Consider the following 18,303-nt stretch of genomic DNA (forward strand, 5'->3'; position numbering starts at 1 on the left):
GCGCCCGTTCAACGAAGCGGGTTTACTCCCCTGGGTATCAGCCAGTACTGACATTGGCCGATGACGAAATCAGCGACGATGGCAAGGATCGCGGTTGGGATCGCGCCAGCGAGCAGCATTGACGAATCCATCAGATCAATGCCGGTAAAGATTAATTCTCCTAGCCCGCCGCCACCGACGAGGAAGGCAAGGGGCGCGGTACCGACGTTGATCGCAATTGCCGTCCTGACCCCGGCCAGGATGACGAACAGGGCGTTCGGCAACTCCACGCGAAACAGGATTTGGCTGTCGGTCATGCCCATGCCAGAGGCAGCCTCGATGAGGTGACGCGGAACCATGCTGAGCCCTGCGATGGTGTTGAGCACGATCGGCAGAAGTGTGAGAACCGTGAGGCCGAACACCGCGGATGGTGCGCCAATTCCAAGGAATGTCATCGCGAGCGCCAGCACGGCGAGCGTTGGGATCGTTGTCCCAAGATTGATGACCTGAGTGATCGCGTCCGCATGATAAAGCAAGGGCTTGCGGGTCAACGCAATCCCGAGCGGCAGGCCGATCGCGAGAGCCAGAGCACAGGAATAGAATACAAGCTGGAGATGCTGGCCGGCCAGATAGACGATATCACCCCAGTAGCTCAAAATCGCGTTGAGCAGACCCGAGGATGCCGCCCAGGCGCCGAGTGCGAATATCGCGACCAGGGTTGTCAGCCTGCCATAGGATGCCAGAGGAGAGCGTGTGATCGTATTCATTCGCGGTAACTCGCGCCAAGAAGTTGGGTGATGCCGCGCTGAGTCACATAGCCCTTGTAGAATCCGTCGTGATCGACACAGGCGAGCCAGGTCACGCCATGCGAGAACATGACCGATACTGCGTTTCTCAAGTCGTCCTCGATGTTGATCAGCCCTGGCAACGCCTCGACATGGTCGCCGACATTGCCTTTCTTGCCGCGAATTTCGTTCAGGTGCAGGAACCCGCGCGCCCGGCCTTGCGGGCCGACCATGACGATCGTGCTATGGTCATTGGCTTCCATCCTGGAAACCGCGGTTTCGAGCGAATCGCCGGCGACGACGCTGACCGGCGCCGGTTGCATTGCGTCCTTGACGTTCAGCAGCCGAAGTCGCTTCAGCGTCCTATCGCTGCCGACGAAGTCGGCGACAAAATTATCGATCGGATTTGCAAGGATCGTATCCGGCTTGTCGAACTGGACGAGCTTGCCATCCCGGAAAATGGCGATATGGCTTGCCATCTTCACGGCCTCGTCGATATCGTGACTGACGAACACGACGGTCTTCTTGAGTTCGGCCTGGAGCTTCATGAACTCGTCCTGAATCACTTCCCGATTGATCGGGTCGATCGCACCGAACGGCTCATCCATCAGCAACACGGGCGGATCTGCCGCAAGCGCTCGCACCACGCCCACGCGCTGCTGCTGACCACCGGATAGTTCCTTGGGGTAGCGGCGCAGGAAAATGGCAGGATCGAGGTTGACCAGTTCGAGCAGTTCCGCTGCACGAGAACGAGACTTCTTCCGATCCCATCCAAGAAGGTCTGGAACGACGCAGATGTTGTCTTCTATGGTCTTGTTGGGAAAGAGGCCGATCTGTTGGATAACGTAGCCAATCGAGCGCCGTAGCGTGACCGCGTCCAACATCGAGGTGTCGCGGCCGTCGATGAAAATCTTTCCGGAGGACGGCGCAATCAACCGGTTGATCATTTTCATTGTGGTTGTCTTGCCACAGCCGGACGGGCCAAGCAGGACACACACAGCGCCAGCCGGGACCTCCATGCTCACGCCGTCCACAGCGGTGGTGGAGCCGAATACTTTTGTGAGGCGGTCAAGTCTAATCATCAGTTCATCCGCAAGCCTGGAGAGGTGAGAGTTCGCCTGAGCGCAAGCAGCGCGAAGTCTGCGAGGATGGCGAGAACACTGACGGCGATCGCGCCCGTCACCAGTTGGCGCGGATCGGTCTGGCTGATGCCTCGAGATATGAAGGTCCCAAGCCCGCCGGCACCGATATATGTCGCAATGGCCGCTACAGCGATGTTGAGCACAACGGCATTTCGAACGCCGTTGATGATGACCGGGAGGGCTATCGGCAACTCAACGTGCCTGAGGCGTTGGGGGAATGTCATGCCCATCCCGACAGCGGCCTCCCGCAACGACGGATCGACATTCATGATCGCTGTGTAGGTGTTACGGATGATCGGCAACTGAGCGTAGATAACAAGCGCGATAACGGCGGGCAGGAAGCCGATACCCTGGCCAATGGTCGAAAGTATCGGAATGAGCATGCCGAAAAGTGCGATCGACGGGATCGTCATCATGGCTGCAGCGACGTAGAGCACGCGATCAGCAACGGCCTGGCTTCGGGTGATGAAGATGCCGATCGGCACGCCTGTCAGGATCGCGATCGCAACAGCAACGCCCACCAGCACGATGTGCTCGATCATGCGAAACCAGATCAGCGGCAAGTTATCGCCGATGAAATGAACAGTTTCCATACATGTGTCCTCCCTCCTCTTCTTTTAAGAGGTTTCGGAGACAGTAAGCAAAGCGCGCCGGCATTCGAACCTAATGTTCGACGAGAAGTATCAAAAATCCGCCATCGCTGATGCGCACGGGTGGTGATAGCCCGCCGATCGAGGTTTTAGGCTTCGCATTTAGCATTGGGTGCTGTCGGATTTCCGACGTTCCTCACCAGGACTGTGGCCATAAAGGCTGCGATAGGCGCTGCCTAGATGTGATGCTGAAACGAACCCGCAACGAAGCGCGATCGAGGCGATCGCTTCCGTGCTTTCTCTCAGGAGGCGGCGGGCCTCGTTCAAGCGAACGTTCAAATAGAACCGCTGTGGCGTCATTCCGAAATGCTGGTGCCAGAGCCGCTCGAGCTGTCGCATTGAGAGAGTACAGCGTTTGGCGACCTCATCTATCGGGACGAGATATTCGAGATTCTGTTCCATGCAGGCAATGGCGGCGGCGACGCGTGCATCGTGAATGTCGTAGCGCCACTGGATCGCCATTCGCTGGTGCTCTTCCGGGCCCCGGATACGGGTATGAAGAAACTGTTCCGCCGTATCGGCCGCGAGCTGGATACTGTGGTCACCGGAAATCTGCGCCAGCATAAGGTCGATGGCCGCCGTGCCGCCGGCGCAAGTCCAGCGATTCCCGTCACGGACATACAACTCGCGTGTCACTTCGATGTCAGGAAATTCCTCGGCAAACTGGCGGATCGATTCCCAGTGAAGAGTGCAGCGCTTGCCGAGCAGAAGGCCCGCGCGGGCCAGGATGAATGTGCCGGTGCTGAGCGCCCCGAGCGGCATGCCGCTGACCGCCAGCCGCTGAAGAAAGTGAAAGATTTTCTTCGGGCGCTTAGTCTCGATATCGAGACTGGCCACGACGAACAGTCGGTCCAAAGGCGGCGCCTCATCAATCGAGGCGGTGCTCGTATCGAAGCCGCTGCTCGAACTGATCACCCCGCCATCTTCTGAAAGAAGACTCCACTCATAAAGCGTGCGGCCTGATAGCCGGTTCGCCGCACGTAGGGGTTCGCTGGCCGAGGCGAGCGCCATCATCGAGAACTGCGGCAACAGCAAAAGACCGACGCGTATTGGACGCTCTCGATCCCTCAATTCATGCCGCATCATCTCGTCATAATTCCTTACCCGCGGTCCTTTGAGCCGAATGCCGGGAATCTAGCTAATCCTCCGCGGAATGTGAACTGATCAAGAGGCCGTATGGGTTTGGCGTAGCTCGGCGAATAGTGCCTGCACGGGATGGGACAGCTGCACACCGTCAACACTGGCCGCCTGTGCCCGGCAGGAGAATCCGTCTGCCAGCAATGGTGCGGGTCCCGCGTTGGCGACATGAACAGCCCAACTCTGGCTGTAGATCCGCTCCGAAACGTTGCGATGTTCGGCCTCATGGCCGAACGTGCCCGCCATGCCGCAGCAGCCTGCGGACTCGACTTTCAGGGCCAGACCGCAGGTGCTGAACACCTTCTGCCAAGCAGCGACCGCCAATTGCGCCGTGCTCCGCTCCGTACAATGTGGGATGAACCGAAACTCACGCGGTCTTTTGACATGAGGCAGAATTTCGGGGCGCGCCAGCAGCCATTCCTGGATCAGGCCAATCTTGGGGACGGCCTGACCGGGCAGCGCAGCCGGATATTCGGAGCGATAGGTCAGGGTCATGGAGGGATCGATGCCGATCAATTCGACGCCGGTCGAAGCAAGCGCGCCGAGGTCCTGGCTGTTCAATGCTGCGATCCGCGCAAACTCCCCCAGGAACCCATGAACATGCAGCGGCTTTCCGTTCGGTTTGAAGGGAGCGAGCCACGGCCGGATACCGATCAGTCGCAGGAGGTCCAGAACCGCCAGAAGCACTTCGGGTTCGTAATAGCTCGTGAAGGCATCCTGTACGATTACGACGCTGGCCGCCCGTTCATCCGGAGTGAGTGCCGAGAGAACTGCGGGCGTCGCTATGCCCACCCCACGTCGGCGCAATTCATGCGAAAGCCTGAGATATGAGAGTTTTGGCGTATGAACCAACCCGAGCAGCCGCAGGAGACCCGAGCCGGTGAGAGCGTTCACCAGGCGGGGAAACTGCGCCATCAGCGGCATAAGTTGTTCCAGACGCCCGATCGCATGGTGACGCAGCGGCCGCAGGTAGCGTCCGTGGTACAACTCCAGAAATTTCGCCCGGAATGTTGGTACATCGACCTTGATCGGACACTGGCCGGTGCAGGATTTGCACGCGAGGCAGCCTGACATCGCCTCATGGACCTGATGCGAGAAATCCCCCTTGTCACGGCGCAGCGTCGCCATCAGCCGGGCCGGGAAGTTGCGCCATGGCGAAACACGGCGCAGCGCGCGCGCCTCCTCAAGCGGATTGACACCCTCGTCGGCGAGACGGCGCAACCAGTCTCGCATGAGTTGCGCACGCCCTTTCGGAGAATGACGGCGATCGCGCGTTCCCTTCCAGGAGGGGCACATCGCCTCGTCCGGGTCCCAGGAAAAACACGCACCGTTGCCGTTGCAGTGAAGCGCCTCGTCATAGCCGACGCGGACCGCAGGTGGAATTTGGCGATCATGCGACCCCTTTGTGGGCACGCCATCGATCCGCAGGAGCGCTTCATCCGCTGGAGCAGCAATCTTGCCGGGATTGAATTGGTTGCGCGGATCGAACGCGGCCTTCACCGCTTGCAACACCGGATAAAGTGACCCGAAAACCTGCGGCGAAAACTCCGACCGCATCCCCTTGCCATGTTCGCCCCAGAGCAAGCCGCCATGGTGACGCGTCAAGGCGACGACTTCCTCGGTGATCTCGCGAACCAAGCCTCCCGCCCCTTCGGCCTTCATATCAAGCGCCGGGCGGACGTGCAGCACGCCCGCGTCCACATGGCCGAACATCCCGTAATCCAGGCCACGGCGATCGAGCAAAGCGCGAAACTCCGCGATGAAATCTGCAAGGTTCTCAGGCGGAACGGCGGTGTCCTCGACAAACGCGATCGGGCGTTTTTCGCCTTTCATATTCCCAAGGAGGCCCACGGCCTTCTTGCGCATGTCCCAAAGGCGCCGCACTTCTGCCGCTCCGCGCGCGGTGGTATAACCGCGCCGTCCTGCTTGTCCTTCGGACTTATCGAAATGGCGGGTCAAATTCGCCAGGGCATTCTCTACGCCGTCTTCGCTGTCGCCGACGAATTCGATCAGATTGACGCCCTTTACGGGCCCAGCGCCGTCATCAGGGAAGTAGCGCTGTACCTGCTCCCAGATCGGGTCGCCCTGCGCCAGTGCCAGCACCCTTGAGTCCACCGTCTCAATCGAGGCGGGGCTATAGTGCATCAGCGCCTGCGCATCGCGCAGGGCCGCATCGAAACTGTCGTAGCGCTGCACGACCAAGGCCTCGTGAGCAGGGATTGGCAAGAGGTTCAGCACGGCCTCAGCGAGAAAGCCGAGCGTGCCCTCGGAACCGCAAAGAATCGAGTTCAGGTCGAAGCGTCCGTCATCCCGACGAATATGCGCAAGGTCGTAGCCGGTCAGGCAGCGATTGAGTTTGGGAAATCGCTCAGCGATCTCCACGGCATGGGCCCGTTGCAACTGGTCAACAACACTGTGGATCGCCCCAGGCAGATCGCCCCTGGCGCTGACCTTGGCGAGTTGGGTCTCATCCATCGGGTTGGATCGCCAAACCGTGCCGTCAGAAAGCACCGTCGTCAGCTCCAAGACATGATCACGCGTCTTCCCGTACAGGCACGAGCCCTGACCACAGGCGTCAGTCGAAATCATGCCGCCAATGGTAGCCCGGTTCGATGTCGAGAGCTCCGGCGCAAAGAACAAACCATGCGACTTCAGCGCAGCATTGAGCTGATCCTTGACCACCCCCGTCTCCACCCGGGCCGTGCGGCGGACCGGATCGATTTCCAGTATCCGGTTCATGTGACGGGACAGATCGACAACCAGTCCGCCGTTCAGGGACTGGCCATTCGTGCCCGTGCCGCCGCCACGAGGTGCGACGACGACCTTGGCGAAGCCCGGCTCAGCAAGAAGCTTGGCGATTCGCACCAGATCGTCGCGATTTTTTGGAAAGGCCACCGCTTCGGGGCGCAACTGATAGATCGAATTGTCGGTCGCAAGAACAACCCGATCTGCAGGTCTCAGCGACAGGTCTCCAGTAAAACCCCGCACCTGAAGCTCAGCGCAAAAAGCCGCATAGAGCGGCAATGGTTCGGGTTCAGATGTCAGCTTGGGGATCATGGCGTAGACTTGGAATCTGCACGGTCTCTAAAGCACGTCGCATTCAATCGGAGCCATGCGACATGCTTCAGGTTTTTGTTTTCATGCATGTCGTTGTCCCGAAACGGCTGCGCACTTTCGGGCGACATGCACTACAGCGCCGCGCGTCCAATCGGACGCGCCAAGGACGCTGTAGCACTTTGAGTTGCTGCATGTTTTTATCCTCAAATCGGCTACGATTAAGGAAACATGCAGTAGGTGAGACCGTGCAACGGTTGACCGAATTAGGCGGCGCGTATCGATCGGTCGATGGTGTCGACCAACTGGCGAAACACCGGATGATCCGCCTGGTTCTGCTGGCCGTGCATCATTCCCTCGACGATCAGCGGCTGGTCGCCGACGCTGCCGGGATAGACCTTGTGCAGGCGAATGGATTCCTCCGGCATATGCAAGGTATTGTCGGCACCATGGACGATCAATGCGGGCGGGAAGCCTTTCGCACCGGCAAGGCCTGCTTCCGGGTCAAAGGCCACGTATTCCTTGTAGGATTTTGCGGTGACATGGCTGCAGCCTGGCCAGCGATCCACACCGCCTGCTTCGGTATAGCCGCCAAGCTGTTGGTCGACATAGCCCTGCGTTGCGGGATCCAGCGGGTAGTAGCCGAGCTTCGTCGCCTCGGTGCCGGTATCGAAAGGCGGGATTGCGGCATTGTCGGCCAAGGCCTTGATGGCAGCATCAGCTGCGGTTTTGTCGGCGCGCAGATCCTGTAGCGCTGCGATGCTGGTGTAGCTCATCGGCACCCAGAAGGCGACCTGCGGACCGCCCGCCTTGGCGAGCTCAGCAATAGCCGCGAGACTTGCGAGCGAGCCCATGGCCCAGGACGCGACCACAGGCATGGCACCAAACTGCTTGCGTGCCCAGGCTACAGCGCCGAGCACCTCGTCCTTCTGGTCCTGGAGGCTGACATTCGTGACGGTGACTCCATCCTGCGCGGCCGTGTTGCGCACATTCTTGTTGGTAAAGAAGCCGGCGACATCATAGGTCATGACCCGGTAGCCGCGTTCTGCCAATGCGCGGCCGAATAGTTGACCATACATGGACACACCCCCGGTAAATCCGGAGTTGAACACGACCGGGGGCAAGCCCGCGTCCGGCGTGGCGGGCCGGAAAACGCGACCGGCCAAGGTAAGGCTTGCATCGCAGTAGGCGACGGCAAAGGTGATATTTTCGACAATGATGTCCGTCATGGCTTCGCTTTCTTTAGGACAGGGAAAATTTCATCGGCCGCCTGGCGCAGCAGCCGATCGGCGGGAATGCCCGTCACTTGCGCTGCGGCCTGTGCAAGGCTTTCGGTGAACTGAAGAGCTGACGCGGCAGTAAAATGGGCGGCAAAGTTTCGGCCCTCGGCGTCCGTCCCGACGTGAGGCGCATCGCTCGCCTGTAGAAGCAGCCGCCCATGACCGAGCGTTTCGATGATCGCCGCAACAAACGGTAGCGCGGTCTCTATCTCAATCGAGGTGCGGTAGCCCGGCCCCTTGAACCAGACGTTGCCGCGCCGCCTTGCTTCAGCGAGCAGCGCCCGATAGGCCGGTTCATCAATCCCACGCTCGGCATGGCAAGTACCCAGATGATCGATGAGCACGCGCACACTTGCAGGAATCTGACGCAGAACACGCAGATTGGTCTCTGCCTCCTGCGCATAGACATGGACATGCTGATCCGGTCGCAGCCGGCCGAACAGCGCTTTCCATTCTGCGCTGGAAAATGCATCGCTGGAGACGCGATCGGGCGGCGCGTCATGGAGGACAATGCGGACACCCACCACCTGCGGGTGCGACAGGTGTTCGGCGTCCGCATAAGCGGGATCGGCCTTTATCGTGCCTACCAGCCGTACCGAACCGTAACGCTCCGGCTCCCGCCTCGTAAGGGCCGCCAGTTCCTCAAAGGATGCAAAAACATTAGCTGAGTCCGGCAGTATGCTCAGATGGACGTTGTTTAACAGCGTCGGAATCGTGCCGCTATCTTTGAGGCCCGCGAGGTAATCGGTTAGCGTGTGAGGATCCGGGAGGGTATAAGGCAGTTGACCTGCTACGCGGGCGAGATCTGCGGCTGTAAAAAAATGGACATGCCCATCAATTACAGTGCCTGTTTCCGTCATGATCTCGCTCCCTATGTTGTGGGAGACGATATCTCAGAGCCGTTCCACCGCGGCCTTACAACCCGACGACTAATATCAAAACTTCGCCATTTCACGATCCAGCGAAACGCGGGCTTGGCCGGAGAGCGAACTGTCACCTCCCTCGATCAGCATCAGTATCTCAGCGCACTTGCGTCGGGAAAACAGCCTCGCCTTGAGGGACTCGAACTGCCAGCCTCCGTGAGCCAACGCTCATTGCCGATCTTTGGCTTTAAGGCCGATACTTGTTACTAGATCCAAGAGCGTGCGCTTCAGTACTTCAAACGGCGCAGTGGTCTCTATAGCCTTGTGGTAGAGAATTCCCGCGTCGAAGCTCCAAATCTCGCGCTCTGTCGGTATCTGGCGAATGCCGATATCGCGAAACCTTCCAAACAACGGCGCAGCCAGACAAGCCAGGAAATCACCGGCTCGCACAAGCTCGACAACAGCCATCAACGAGCTGGATTCAATCGCTATCCTTGGCGGCCCCATACCCATCGACTTTAGAAATGCACTTAGACGCTCAATCGCATCGGTGTCGGCCTGATACAAAACCCATTGAAACTCCGACAGTTTGTTTATGTTCAGCGGAGCCTGCGCGAACACGGGATGTGCCTCGCGTGCAAATATGCCACTTTCGATCGTGATGAGTGGAAAAAACCCGATATGATCCGGAAGCGTGGAAAGGTCATGCGGACTGGCCGAAACCACAAGGTCGAGCTCGCCGGCAAACAGCTTTGGATGAACGATCGTGTTGACCCCGACATCAAGCGTGGTGCGAACGGCCGGGAATCGCTGGTGCAGCGTCACGAGGGCCCTCGGCAGCAATGTACCGCCCCAGAATGGGCCGCCTCCAATCCTCAAATGGCCACGATGGCCACTGCGCAACGCTTCGAGCTCGGAGGATGCAAATCGGCATTCCGTCTCGATCATCTGCGCGTAGCGCAGAAGGGCCTGACCGTACACCGTGAGGGACACTCCCCGCGTATGCCGATCGAACAGGGTAATCCCGCACTCCTCTTCAAGACGCCGGATGTTTCTCGTAAGAGCGGGCTGGCTGATCCCGAGCTTTTCGGCAGCTGCGGTCACATTTCCTTCTCTCGCAACGATCAAGAAGGACCGTAGCAGGCCGACGTTGCGCAGCAGATCCATAACTCCTCCGTATCGTTTTTCACGTTTTAAGTATTTTGCAGCATAGCCTGTAATCGCTAGGATCGCGCAATAGGCACCCTCGCCTCGCGTGCGGCGGCGCCGGCATAGAGGTCGGCCCCCTTCGGAGGACTCTCGGCCGCGGAGCAACATGGAAGACAGATCTGAAAATCAGCGAAGCTGCTGTAGCTTACCGCAACGCGAGAAAAGCGGCGACGCGTCGGCGCGAATCCTACCGTCCGCTCCAGCTGCTCCGACCGCTGGCACAGACATAGCCTGGTTTGATGCCGCAACAGCATTCGTCGGCACCAATAAGCCGGTTATCGATGCCGATGGAGAAGGCCCGGCGCGCAAGGTGAGCGTCCGAGCGTATGGCATTGATAGACATGCCGTTTCAAACGAGCGTTTCGCCAGCTTCGTGTCGGAGACGGGTTATGTCACGGATGCGGAGCGCTTCGGCTGGAGTTTTGTGTTCAAGGATTTCGTTGCTCCGCGAACCTTGACCTCGCGACCGATCGGGTTGCCATGGTGGCATCGGGTTGATGGTGCCACATGGCGCACACCAGGCGGTCCCGGCAGCAGCTTGACAGCAAGCGATCGGCATCCGGTTGTTCACGTCTCCTGGAACGACGCAAATGCCTTTGCACAGTGGGCTCGTGGCCGGCTACCTACGGAGGCTGAATGGGAGCACGCAGCGAAAGCGGGCCGAGCGGACGCGAAATATCCGTGGGGCGACATGGAACCCAGCGATCAGGACATCTACTGCAACATCTGGCAGGGGCGATTTCCGGACTTTAACTCGCTCGCCGACGGCTACGGCGGCACGGCTCCCGTGGACGCGTTCGAGGCAAATCCGACAGGGGTCTTCAACATGTGCGGAAACACTTGGGAATGGTGTGCTGACACATTCCATGTTCGGTCCCTGGCACGCGCGGCGAAAGCGCGAAACGCTGCATCGCGCAAAAGCAACGAGCGTCTTTTGAAGGGGGGATCCTATCTATGCCACATCAGCTATTGCTACCGTTACCGCATCGCCGCTCGAATGGGCCATAGCGCCGATACCTCGACCGGGCATATCGGCTTCCGCCTTGCTTACGATCGCACGTGACCAGCCCCACGGAGAATATCGGGGTGCTCCAGGTGCCTTTCGGCACTTGTCCTAATGCATGTCTCCTTAAATCGACCTCGATTTAGGGACAGAGACATGCAGCAATTCAAAGTGCTACAGCGACACAAACCTGTGCTATTGATTGCGCGCGAGGTCGTCACGAAACATCTTCCTGAAATCCCGAAATGATCGGTAACCCAGGAAATTCGCCAGTCGTGATACCGTCGTCGCTGAAACGCCTGCACGACGCGCGATAGAGGAACAGGTCCCGAAGGCTACGATATCCGGATACCGCAACGTAAACTCCGCAAGCACGGCAAGCTGTCTTGGAAAGACGCAGCCCCTTCCCGCAACGCACGCATGCAACTCTTCCCAGCTTCCCGGGGGCTTGTTTCCACAGTTCACGAACCACTCCTTGCTCCATAGACACGGCGACGGCTGCTACGCCCGGCCGAACGCTGCGCTCGCGATCCATCCCGTGATGACGGCGAGAAGCACCGCCGATCCGCCATAGGCGAGCGAATAGTTGTGGGCGGCATTCGAGATCATCTCCTCGAAACCGGTCTTCATCACCATTTCTTCGAAGGGCAAGGCCCCGGCTAAAGGCGCCGCTCATCAGCGGGATCAAACAGATGGATGCGGTTCGGATCGGGTGACAGCCGGACTTCGTCGCCGGCTTTGACCTCCAGGCGATCACGCACGACGCAAGTGACCTCCTGACGATCGACTTCGAGCACCAGGTGGGTTTCAGAACCGGTCGGCTCCACCACCTGAACTTGCGCGGCGATACCATCTTCGGCAATGCTTAGATGCTCCGGTCGAATACCGTAAATCGCGCGGCGGCCACGCAACTCCGACGCTATTTCAGGAAGGGGAAAGCGGACGTCGCCAACGAAAAATCCGTCCGCCTGAATTTCTCCCGTCAGAAAGTTCATCGCCGGTGATCCGATAAAGCCGGCGACGAACATGTTGACCGGGCTGTCATAGAGCTCCAGCGGTGAACCAATCTGCTCCACGGCTCCATCCCGCATGACGACGATCTTGTCGGCCATGGTCATCGCCTCCACTTGATCGTGCGTCACATAAACGGTTGTCGTGCCCAGTCTCTGATGTAGCCCCTTGATCTCTGCACGCATGGAAACGCGCAATTTCGCATCGAGGTTTGAGAGCGGCTCGTCGAACAGGAAGACCTTAGGGTCACGCACAATCGCCCGCCCCATGGCGACGCGTTGACGCTGCCCCCCGGAAAGCTGGCGCGGATATCGATCGAGCAGCTTGTCGAGATTGAGGATTCTTGCGGCCCGCTCGACCTTGACGTTGATTTCCCGCTTGTCTGCATTCTTGAGCTTCAACGCAAAGCCCATGTTCTCCGCAACTGTCATATGGGGATAGAGCGCGTAGTTCTGGAAAACCATCGCGATGTCGCGGTCTTTGGGAGGCAGATCATTAACAACGGTATCGGCGATGCGTATCGTGCCGCCGCTGATTTCCTCAAGGCCGGCCAGCATCCTGAGAAGGGTCGACTTCCCGCACCCCGACGGACCGACGAGTGTGACGAACTCGCCGTCTTCAATCTGAATGGAAATGCCGTGCAATGCCTGCAGCGTTCCATAGGACTTCTTGACATTGTGAATTTCGACTGAGGCCATCGTTATAACTTTCCTTGACAGGCGAACGGGGGAGGCTGATCGCGCGATCAGGGATCAGCCTCAGTTCGTCGCGAATAACTAACCGGCCGCCCAGGTGGGGTGCAGGCCGCGCTCGACGTAAATACTGACGGTGACGTCCCAGGGAATGACGCCCACCCGTGTCGCCCACGCCTGCCACTTGGCCGCAAGATCGGCCACGATTTCCGGATTGCTCGCGGCAAGGTCGTTGAGTTCGGTGCGGTCGACCGCAAGGTCGTAGAGCTCCCAGTCATTGGGCTCTTCGCGAACGAGCTTCCACCGGCCGATACGGATCGCGGCATTGCCTGTGTGCTCCCAGTAAAGCGGATTTTCGGGAAGCGTCTCGCCCTTCAATGCGGGCAGCAGGCTTCGCCCTTCCAGCGGCGCAACCTCACGGCCGAGAGCCGGCGGCGGATAGCTGGCCCCGGTCACCTCCAGAACCGTCGGAACTATATCGACAAGCTGAGCAGGCACATCGAGGATTGCCCCACTCTCAAGTCCTCCGGCAGGCCAGTGAACGATCAATGGGGTTGCTATGCCGCCTTCATGTACCCAACGTTTGTAAAAGCGAAACGGCGTGTTGGACAGGTTTGCCCACGCGCGGCCATAACTGGCGTAGGTATCCTCCGCACCCGGAATGATGTCCGGCGTATTGCCGACGCGCATCGGCCACCCGTCACGCGTTGCCCTCGGAAGGATGTCAGCTCGCTGCATGAATTTCTCCACGTCGAACTGCGGCAAGTCCTCCGGCGATGCCCCGTTGTCGGAAAGGAAGATGAAGAGCGTGTTTTCGAACACGCCGCTGCCTTTGAGCGCCTCGACGATCTTGCCGATGCCGCGGTCCATGCCCTCGATTTGAGCCGCGTAGGCTTCCATTCGCCTCGCCTGCCACGCTTTCTCTTCGGTGTCGGCCCAAGCGGGCTGTGTGGGGTCGCGCTCGCTCAGCGCGGTATCGGCCGGGAGAATTCCCTCTTCGACGAGCCGTTTCAGGCGCTTCTCGCGAAGCGCATCCCAGCCCTCGTCGAAACGCCCTTCATAACGAGCAATGTCCTCCGCCGGCGCATGAAGCGGCCAGTGTGGCGCGGTAAAGGCCGCATAGAGGAAGAACGGATTGCCGACGGCGGCCTGCTCCTCAACGAATTCTGCCGCATGCGCCGCGATGGCATCCGTATAGAAGAACGTGGGGTCAAGCGCTTCCGCCGTAGCGTCGCTTTCGCCGCGTGTCAGGGTACCAGGGGTGTAGAAGCTGCCGCAGCCAGTCAACGTGCCAAAGAAGCGATCGAAGCCTCGCCGCGTTGGCCAGGTATCGTTCGGCGTGTGCATGTCGGTCGCCAGATGCCATTTCCCTGACAGGCACGTCGAATATCCAGCCACCTTCAGCGTTTCCGCGAGGGTCGCGCAACGGCGATTGAGGTTCCCTGCGTATCCACGCGGCAAGTCATTGTTTGTGAGGATGCCGATCCCGGTTTGGTGCGGATGAAGGCCCGTCAAAAGCGAGGCACGCGACGGACTGCAGCGCGCGGTGTTATAGAACTGCGAAAAGCGCGCGCCGTCACGAGCGAGGCTGTCCAAATTCGGGGTGAAGATTTCTCCGCCATAGCAGCCGAGGTCGGAAAAACCCATGTCATCAGCAAGTACGAGGACAATATTGGGGCGCTTGGTCATCGAGGTTCTCTCAGTTGGTTACGTCACTGCCGGAGAGATCCGGCGTCAAGTTCTGGGCACGTCAAGGCGGCTCTGCCTGTCCGCGAACCGGCAGTTGAAGGACGTCGGATCGGTTCTCTTCAGTAGGGCTGATTTGGTGAGGCCGGTATCGCATCCCGTCGGGCGAACCGGCCCCACCAGATGATCATACGCCCGCTACTTTGCGAAGCCGCTCGATTTGGCAATCTCCGCGAGCTTCCCTTGCAACTCGTCCAGTGCGGCTGCCACTTCGAGATCGCCCGAGCCGATCTGACCCAAGACAGGTTCGACCGCTTCGAGCATCTGGGCGGAGAAAACATAGCGGATCGAGCCGCGCGCAAGGGGCGCGGAATCGCGCGCTGCTTCCATGATCGGCCGCAGCGGGCCAGCACCCGAGACATCAACATCCCTGCGCGTCGGAATACCGCCGCTGCCTGCAAAAACCTCCTGCTGTTTCTTTTCCAGCATCCAGGCAATGAATTCGGCGGCCGCGCGCTGCCGTTCCGGCGCCTGCCCGGCCGGCACGCAAAGGGACCAGACACCGCTTGCCGGAACAGGATTGTCGAGCGAGCCCGCGGGCACGACCGTGTAACCGCATTTTCCAACGACCGAGGACCGAGCCTCGTCCTCGAGCTGCGGCATACCGGCAGCGACAAAGTGCCCTTGCAGTGCCTGGCCGCTTTGCATCAGCGCAATGCAGTCCGCCTGTCCGACGGTTTGAGACCGGGACGGTCCAAGTTCCAGGAGCCGGCGGAATGTCGTTGCAGCCGCCTTGGCCGCATCACTGTTGATTGTCGGCACGAGCGAAGCGCCATCGGCCTTGAACCAGTCGCCGCCAAAGGCGTAGAGCACATGCATGAACTCGTAACTGACCGATTGACCGCCAGTCGTCGGCTGGCCGCGCGTGACATATCCGTATCTCACCTCGCCGGCTTCGACGGCCTTCTTTCCGTTCTCGATAGCCTCGTCCCAGCTGCGCGGCACCTTAAGCCCCAACTTTTCGTATATGTCCTTGCGATATACGAAGAGGTCGACGTTGCCGTTCATCGGTAGACCCATCACCCGACCGCCGGACGCGCTGCGTCTTTGCTGCCTATCCCATAGAGGCAGGTTGTCATAGGTCAGAATGTTCGGGTCAAGCTTGAATCCCTCGAGGATCTCATCGATCGGCTTGACCCAGCCGTTGTCGTAAAACTGGCCAGTCCAGGGCTCGTCCAGCTGAAAAATGTCGAAGGCGGCGTTCTTGCTCTGGATCGCATTCGTCATCTGGGTGCGCATCCCCCCATAGGGGAAAGGCCGGAAGGTAATCTTGACACCCCTCTCCGCTTCATAAGCCGCCGCAGCCCTCTGGTACGCCGGCAGCCACGGCGTCGTACCCGTCAGCACGATGAGTTCCTTGACGGGGCCCGAGGCTACGCTTCGCCCGGGAAAGCCTGACACGCCAACCGCTCCGGCAGCCGCCATACCTTTCAGGACTTGGCGTCGGGTCAAGGATAGGCACGAGGTTTCGTTTCGCCTGATCATCTGTTCCTCCCTGTGATCAATCGGTCTATTTATTTGACAGCGCCGCGCGTCATGCCGGCGATGATCCGTTTGCTGGCCAGAACGCTGGCGACCATGATGGGCACCACGGCGAGGCTGCCGACGGCGGCGAGTTGTCCCCATCGCACCTCGTACGGCTGCACGAGGGAGGCGATCCCTACGGACAGCGGCGAGGTGGTGCCACCGGATGTCATTGTCAGCCCCATGAGAAACTCGTTCCACGTCATGATGGCCGTGAAGAGCGAGCTGGTGATCAGGCTTGGCGCGACGAGCGGAAGCATGATCGTCCAGCAGGTCCGCGCCTCGCCCGCGCCCTCGATCGAGGCCGCTTCCTGCAGGGCGGGCGGAACCTCATCAAAGCCGATCTTCATGAGCACGGTGGCAAACGGCAGATTGAGGATCGTATTCAGAATGATGAGCCCCGTGAGCGAGCCTAGCAGGCCCGTCTGGATCAACGTCACGTAGAAGCCCGGCACGAGCGCCATTGGTGGAAGCAGCGGAACCACGGCGCAAGAGGCACCTACGCTGGCGTTCAGCCACCACGGAAGCTTCAGCTTGGACAGGCCATAGGCCGCAAGCGTGGACGCTGTGCCGCACAAAGCGACCGTCCCTGCCACGATGGCGATGCTGTTTACGAGCTGTGCGCGGAAAGGCTGATCCTCCGCCAGAATGCCGGCGATGTTGGCGAGTGTCAGATCCAGTTCCCAGAACATGGAGATGATCGCCCGATCCGACTGGAAGGAAAGTACGATCATCCAGGCGATGGGGGCCACGAAGACAAGCAGCAGCAAGGCCAGAACAGCATCGCACGATACGTCAACCAGGCTCTTGCGCCGACGGAGCTTCGCCCCGGCAAGGGTTTCAGTCGTGATGGCGTGGCTTCCAACGATCATGGTTGCACCTTTCGGGCAGCGGAGAACGGTCGGTTGCGGCGCAGGCGCTGAACGACAAGCGCCACACCGATTATCAAGGACATCAGAGCGACGATCAGCACGCTGAAGGCGGAGCCGTAGCCGTAGTTCAACTGATCGAAGAAGACGTCGCGGATATGGAGCGATACCAACGTCGTGGCACTGTTGGGGCCGCCGGCAGTCAAGAGATACATCTCGTCGAAGGCTTTGACCCCCATGACGGCACGAATGAAGATCGTTCCGAGAATTGCCGGCATGAGCATGGGAATCTTGATGTAGCGGATAACCTGCCACTCGTTGGCGCCATCGCAACGCGCTGCTTCAACGGCTTCTTCGTCTACCGCACAGAGGGCCGTGTACAGCATCAGGAATGCAACCGGCGTCCAATGCCAAACATCGACGATGATGATGGCGACGATCGCACCGACCTCCGTGCCAAGCCAATCCTGTGTCGGAAGCATCACCGTATCGAGCAGTTTGTTCAGGACGCCGATATTCGGGCTCAGGATCAAGAGCCAGATGAGACTCACCACCACGGGCGCCACGATCGCCGGCCACAACAAAACAACTTGCGAGATGCGGTTTAGACGCTGACTCCGTTGGACAAGGAGCGCCATTACCAATCCAAACACAACTGACAAGGCGACCGTTGCGACCACAAAGATGGTCGTGACCGCAAGTGAGTACAGCGCCACCTCGTTGGTCAGAATGTCTCGAAAGTTATCCAGCCCAGCCGGCGTCCATACAAAGTTTCCCGACTCGATCCGGAGGTGGGAAAATGCCATGACCACCACCTGCGCCCAGGAGTAGCCACCGAACCCGACTATCAAAATCAGAAAGGGGATTGTGGCGGCCTTAGCGAAGAAGCTGGACCGGCGTCCAAGGGTCGATGCCATGTCGTCAAATGCCTCTGTCACCTACGTGCACGCCCACGTGGAGGGGACTGTTGTTCGGGTGCCCCTTCTGCGATTTCAACGCACGTTCGGTGTCTTCCGGGCATTCCATTTCCTCCAACTTCGCTCCCAAATATGATGCTAGCAGCACGGTCGCCATAATCTGAAATGCTTTTCTTGACAAAAGTCATAACTCTGGCGCATGGCGGAGCGCGGCCAAAAAGTATGGCGCGGGCGTCCGTTTTCCCGTGCCGATCATGAGTGGCGATCCGGTTTCATCCTTATGGTGATGAACATGACGCCCGTGGCCGAACCGGTGCGTTGGCGAACGAGCACGAGGCCGGCTGCTTAGAGCCACTTGCCATCGTTCACAGGCGGGGTGCTCTTCCTATATCGGTAGTTGGCGGACTCACCGACGTTGATCATGTCATTCCCCGCAAGCGCT

At 59.5% G+C, this 18,303-nt stretch carries 15 protein-coding genes and 1 pseudogene; 1 reads left to right on the forward strand and 15 read right to left on the reverse strand.

What is annotated here, in order from left to right:
• Positions 1-8: 8 nt before the first annotated feature.
• From QN222_RS06225 to QN222_RS06260, 8 genes are all read right to left on the reverse strand, one after another.
• Complete coding sequence (locus QN222_RS06225; RefSeq protein WP_283963744.1) at positions 9-746, reverse strand: ABC transporter permease; 738 nt, start codon at positions 744-746, stop codon at positions 9-11.
• The gene (locus QN222_RS06230; RefSeq protein WP_283963745.1) at positions 743-1,846 is read right to left on the reverse strand and encodes an ABC transporter ATP-binding protein; all 1,104 of its coding nucleotides are present in this window, start codon (positions 1,844-1,846) and stop codon (positions 743-745) included. The genes QN222_RS06225 and QN222_RS06230 overlap by 4 nt, the downstream gene beginning before the upstream one ends.
• Positions 1,846-2,499, reverse strand: a complete 654-nt coding sequence (locus QN222_RS06235; RefSeq protein WP_283963746.1) for an ABC transporter permease — start codon at positions 2,497-2,499, stop codon at positions 1,846-1,848. The genes QN222_RS06230 and QN222_RS06235 overlap by 1 nt, the downstream gene beginning before the upstream one ends.
• Before the next feature lie 159 nt (positions 2,500-2,658).
• Positions 2,659-3,570 (reverse strand): GlxA family transcriptional regulator, encoded by a 912-nt coding sequence (locus QN222_RS06240; protein WP_283963747.1) that lies wholly within the window; start codon positions 3,568-3,570, stop codon positions 2,659-2,661.
• 150 nt (positions 3,571-3,720) lie between these two features.
• Entirely contained in the window at positions 3,721-6,750 is a 3,030-nt protein-coding gene (locus tag QN222_RS06245; RefSeq protein WP_283963748.1) for an FAD-binding and (Fe-S)-binding domain-containing protein, read from the reverse strand.
• Between the two features lie 263 nt (positions 6,751-7,013).
• Entirely contained in the window at positions 7,014-7,976 is a 963-nt protein-coding gene (locus tag QN222_RS06250; protein WP_283963749.1) for an alpha/beta hydrolase, read from the reverse strand.
• Positions 7,973-8,887, reverse strand: a complete 915-nt coding sequence (locus tag QN222_RS06255; protein WP_283963750.1) for an amidohydrolase — start codon at positions 8,885-8,887, stop codon at positions 7,973-7,975. Before QN222_RS06255 ends, QN222_RS06250 begins: the two co-directional genes overlap by 4 nt.
• Before the next feature lie 231 nt (positions 8,888-9,118).
• Entirely contained in the window at positions 9,119-10,057 is a 939-nt protein-coding gene (locus QN222_RS06260) for a LysR family transcriptional regulator (protein WP_283963751.1), read from the reverse strand.
• Between the two features lie 148 nt (positions 10,058-10,205).
• Here QN222_RS06260 and QN222_RS06265 point away from each other — a divergent pair, with 148 nt between their 5' ends.
• A complete protein-coding gene (locus QN222_RS06265; protein WP_283963752.1) occupies positions 10,206-11,162 on the forward strand; it encodes a formylglycine-generating enzyme family protein in 957 nt (318 codons plus the stop codon).
• Between the two features lie 135 nt (positions 11,163-11,297).
• Here QN222_RS06265 and QN222_RS06270 read toward each other — a convergent pair whose 3' ends face one another.
• The 7 genes and pseudogenes from QN222_RS06270 to QN222_RS06300 all read right to left on the reverse strand — a co-directional run bounded on the left by QN222_RS06270 (position 11,298) and on the right by QN222_RS06300 (position 17,861).
• On the reverse strand, positions 11,298-11,567 hold the full coding sequence (locus tag QN222_RS06270; protein WP_336621008.1) for a MurR/RpiR family transcriptional regulator: 270 nt from the start codon (positions 11,565-11,567) through the stop codon (positions 11,298-11,300).
• A 36-nt stretch (positions 11,568-11,603) separates the two neighbouring features.
• A pseudogene (locus QN222_RS06275) lies at positions 11,604-11,735 on the reverse strand (TIGR02186 family protein); the annotation flags it as partial.
• 26 nt (positions 11,736-11,761) lie between these two features.
• Positions 11,762-12,811, reverse strand: a complete 1,050-nt coding sequence (locus QN222_RS06280) for a sn-glycerol-3-phosphate ABC transporter ATP-binding protein UgpC (protein WP_283963753.1) — start codon at positions 12,809-12,811, stop codon at positions 11,762-11,764.
• A 78-nt stretch (positions 12,812-12,889) separates the two neighbouring features.
• The gene (locus QN222_RS06285) at positions 12,890-14,494 is read right to left on the reverse strand and encodes an arylsulfatase (protein WP_283963754.1); all 1,605 of its coding nucleotides are present in this window, start codon (positions 14,492-14,494) and stop codon (positions 12,890-12,892) included.
• 195 nt (positions 14,495-14,689) lie between these two features.
• Complete coding sequence (locus QN222_RS06290; protein WP_284005310.1) at positions 14,690-16,036, reverse strand: extracellular solute-binding protein; 1,347 nt, start codon at positions 16,034-16,036, stop codon at positions 14,690-14,692.
• 29 nt (positions 16,037-16,065) lie between these two features.
• Complete coding sequence (locus QN222_RS06295) at positions 16,066-16,947, reverse strand: carbohydrate ABC transporter permease (RefSeq protein WP_284005312.1); 882 nt, start codon at positions 16,945-16,947, stop codon at positions 16,066-16,068.
• Entirely contained in the window at positions 16,944-17,861 is a 918-nt protein-coding gene (locus tag QN222_RS06300) for a sugar ABC transporter permease (protein WP_283961129.1), read from the reverse strand. The genes QN222_RS06295 and QN222_RS06300 overlap by 4 nt, the downstream gene beginning before the upstream one ends.
• Positions 17,862-18,303: the final 442 nt, after the last annotated feature.

The sequence above is a fragment of the Sinorhizobium sp. 6-70 genome (assembly GCF_030124375.1).
Lineage (GTDB): Bacteria > Pseudomonadota > Alphaproteobacteria > Rhizobiales > Rhizobiaceae > Sinorhizobium.

What these genes read in the sequence shown, in the direction of transcription:
- QN222_RS06300 (WP_283961129.1), bottom strand. Translation starts at nt 17,861, where the DNA reads ATGGCATCGACCCTTGGACGCCGGTCCAGCTTCTTCGCTAAGGCCGCC.
- QN222_RS06245 (WP_283963748.1), bottom strand. Translation starts at nt 6,750, where the DNA reads ATGATCCCCAAGCTGACATCTGAACCCGAACCATTGCCGCTCTATGCG.
- QN222_RS06290 (WP_284005310.1), bottom strand. Translation starts at nt 16,036, where the DNA reads ATGATCAGGCGAAACGAAACCTCGTGCCTATCCTTGACCCGACGCCAA.
- QN222_RS06295 (WP_284005312.1), bottom strand. Translation starts at nt 16,947, where the DNA reads ATGATCGTTGGAAGCCACGCCATCACGACTGAAACCCTTGCCGGGGCG.
- QN222_RS06230 (WP_283963745.1), bottom strand. Translation starts at nt 1,846, where the DNA reads ATGATTAGACTTGACCGCCTCACAAAAGTATTCGGCTCCACCACCGCT.
- QN222_RS06225 (WP_283963744.1), bottom strand. Translation starts at nt 746, where the DNA reads ATGAATACGATCACACGCTCTCCTCTGGCATCCTATGGCAGGCTGACA.
- QN222_RS06235 (WP_283963746.1), bottom strand. Translation starts at nt 2,499, where the DNA reads ATGGAAACTGTTCATTTCATCGGCGATAACTTGCCGCTGATCTGGTTT.
- QN222_RS06250 (WP_283963749.1), bottom strand. Translation starts at nt 7,976, where the DNA reads ATGACGGACATCATTGTCGAAAATATCACCTTTGCCGTCGCCTACTGC.
- QN222_RS06255 (WP_283963750.1), bottom strand. Translation starts at nt 8,887, where the DNA reads ATGACGGAAACAGGCACTGTAATTGATGGGCATGTCCATTTTTTTACA.
- QN222_RS06260 (WP_283963751.1), bottom strand. Translation starts at nt 10,057, where the DNA reads ATGGATCTGCTGCGCAACGTCGGCCTGCTACGGTCCTTCTTGATCGTT.
- QN222_RS06265 (WP_283963752.1), top strand. Translation starts at nt 10,206, where the DNA reads ATGGAAGACAGATCTGAAAATCAGCGAAGCTGCTGTAGCTTACCGCAA.
- QN222_RS06240 (WP_283963747.1), bottom strand. Translation starts at nt 3,570, where the DNA reads ATGATGGCGCTCGCCTCGGCCAGCGAACCCCTACGTGCGGCGAACCGG.
- QN222_RS06280 (WP_283963753.1), bottom strand. Translation starts at nt 12,811, where the DNA reads ATGGCCTCAGTCGAAATTCACAATGTCAAGAAGTCCTATGGAACGCTG.
- QN222_RS06285 (WP_283963754.1), bottom strand. Translation starts at nt 14,494, where the DNA reads ATGACCAAGCGCCCCAATATTGTCCTCGTACTTGCTGATGACATGGGT.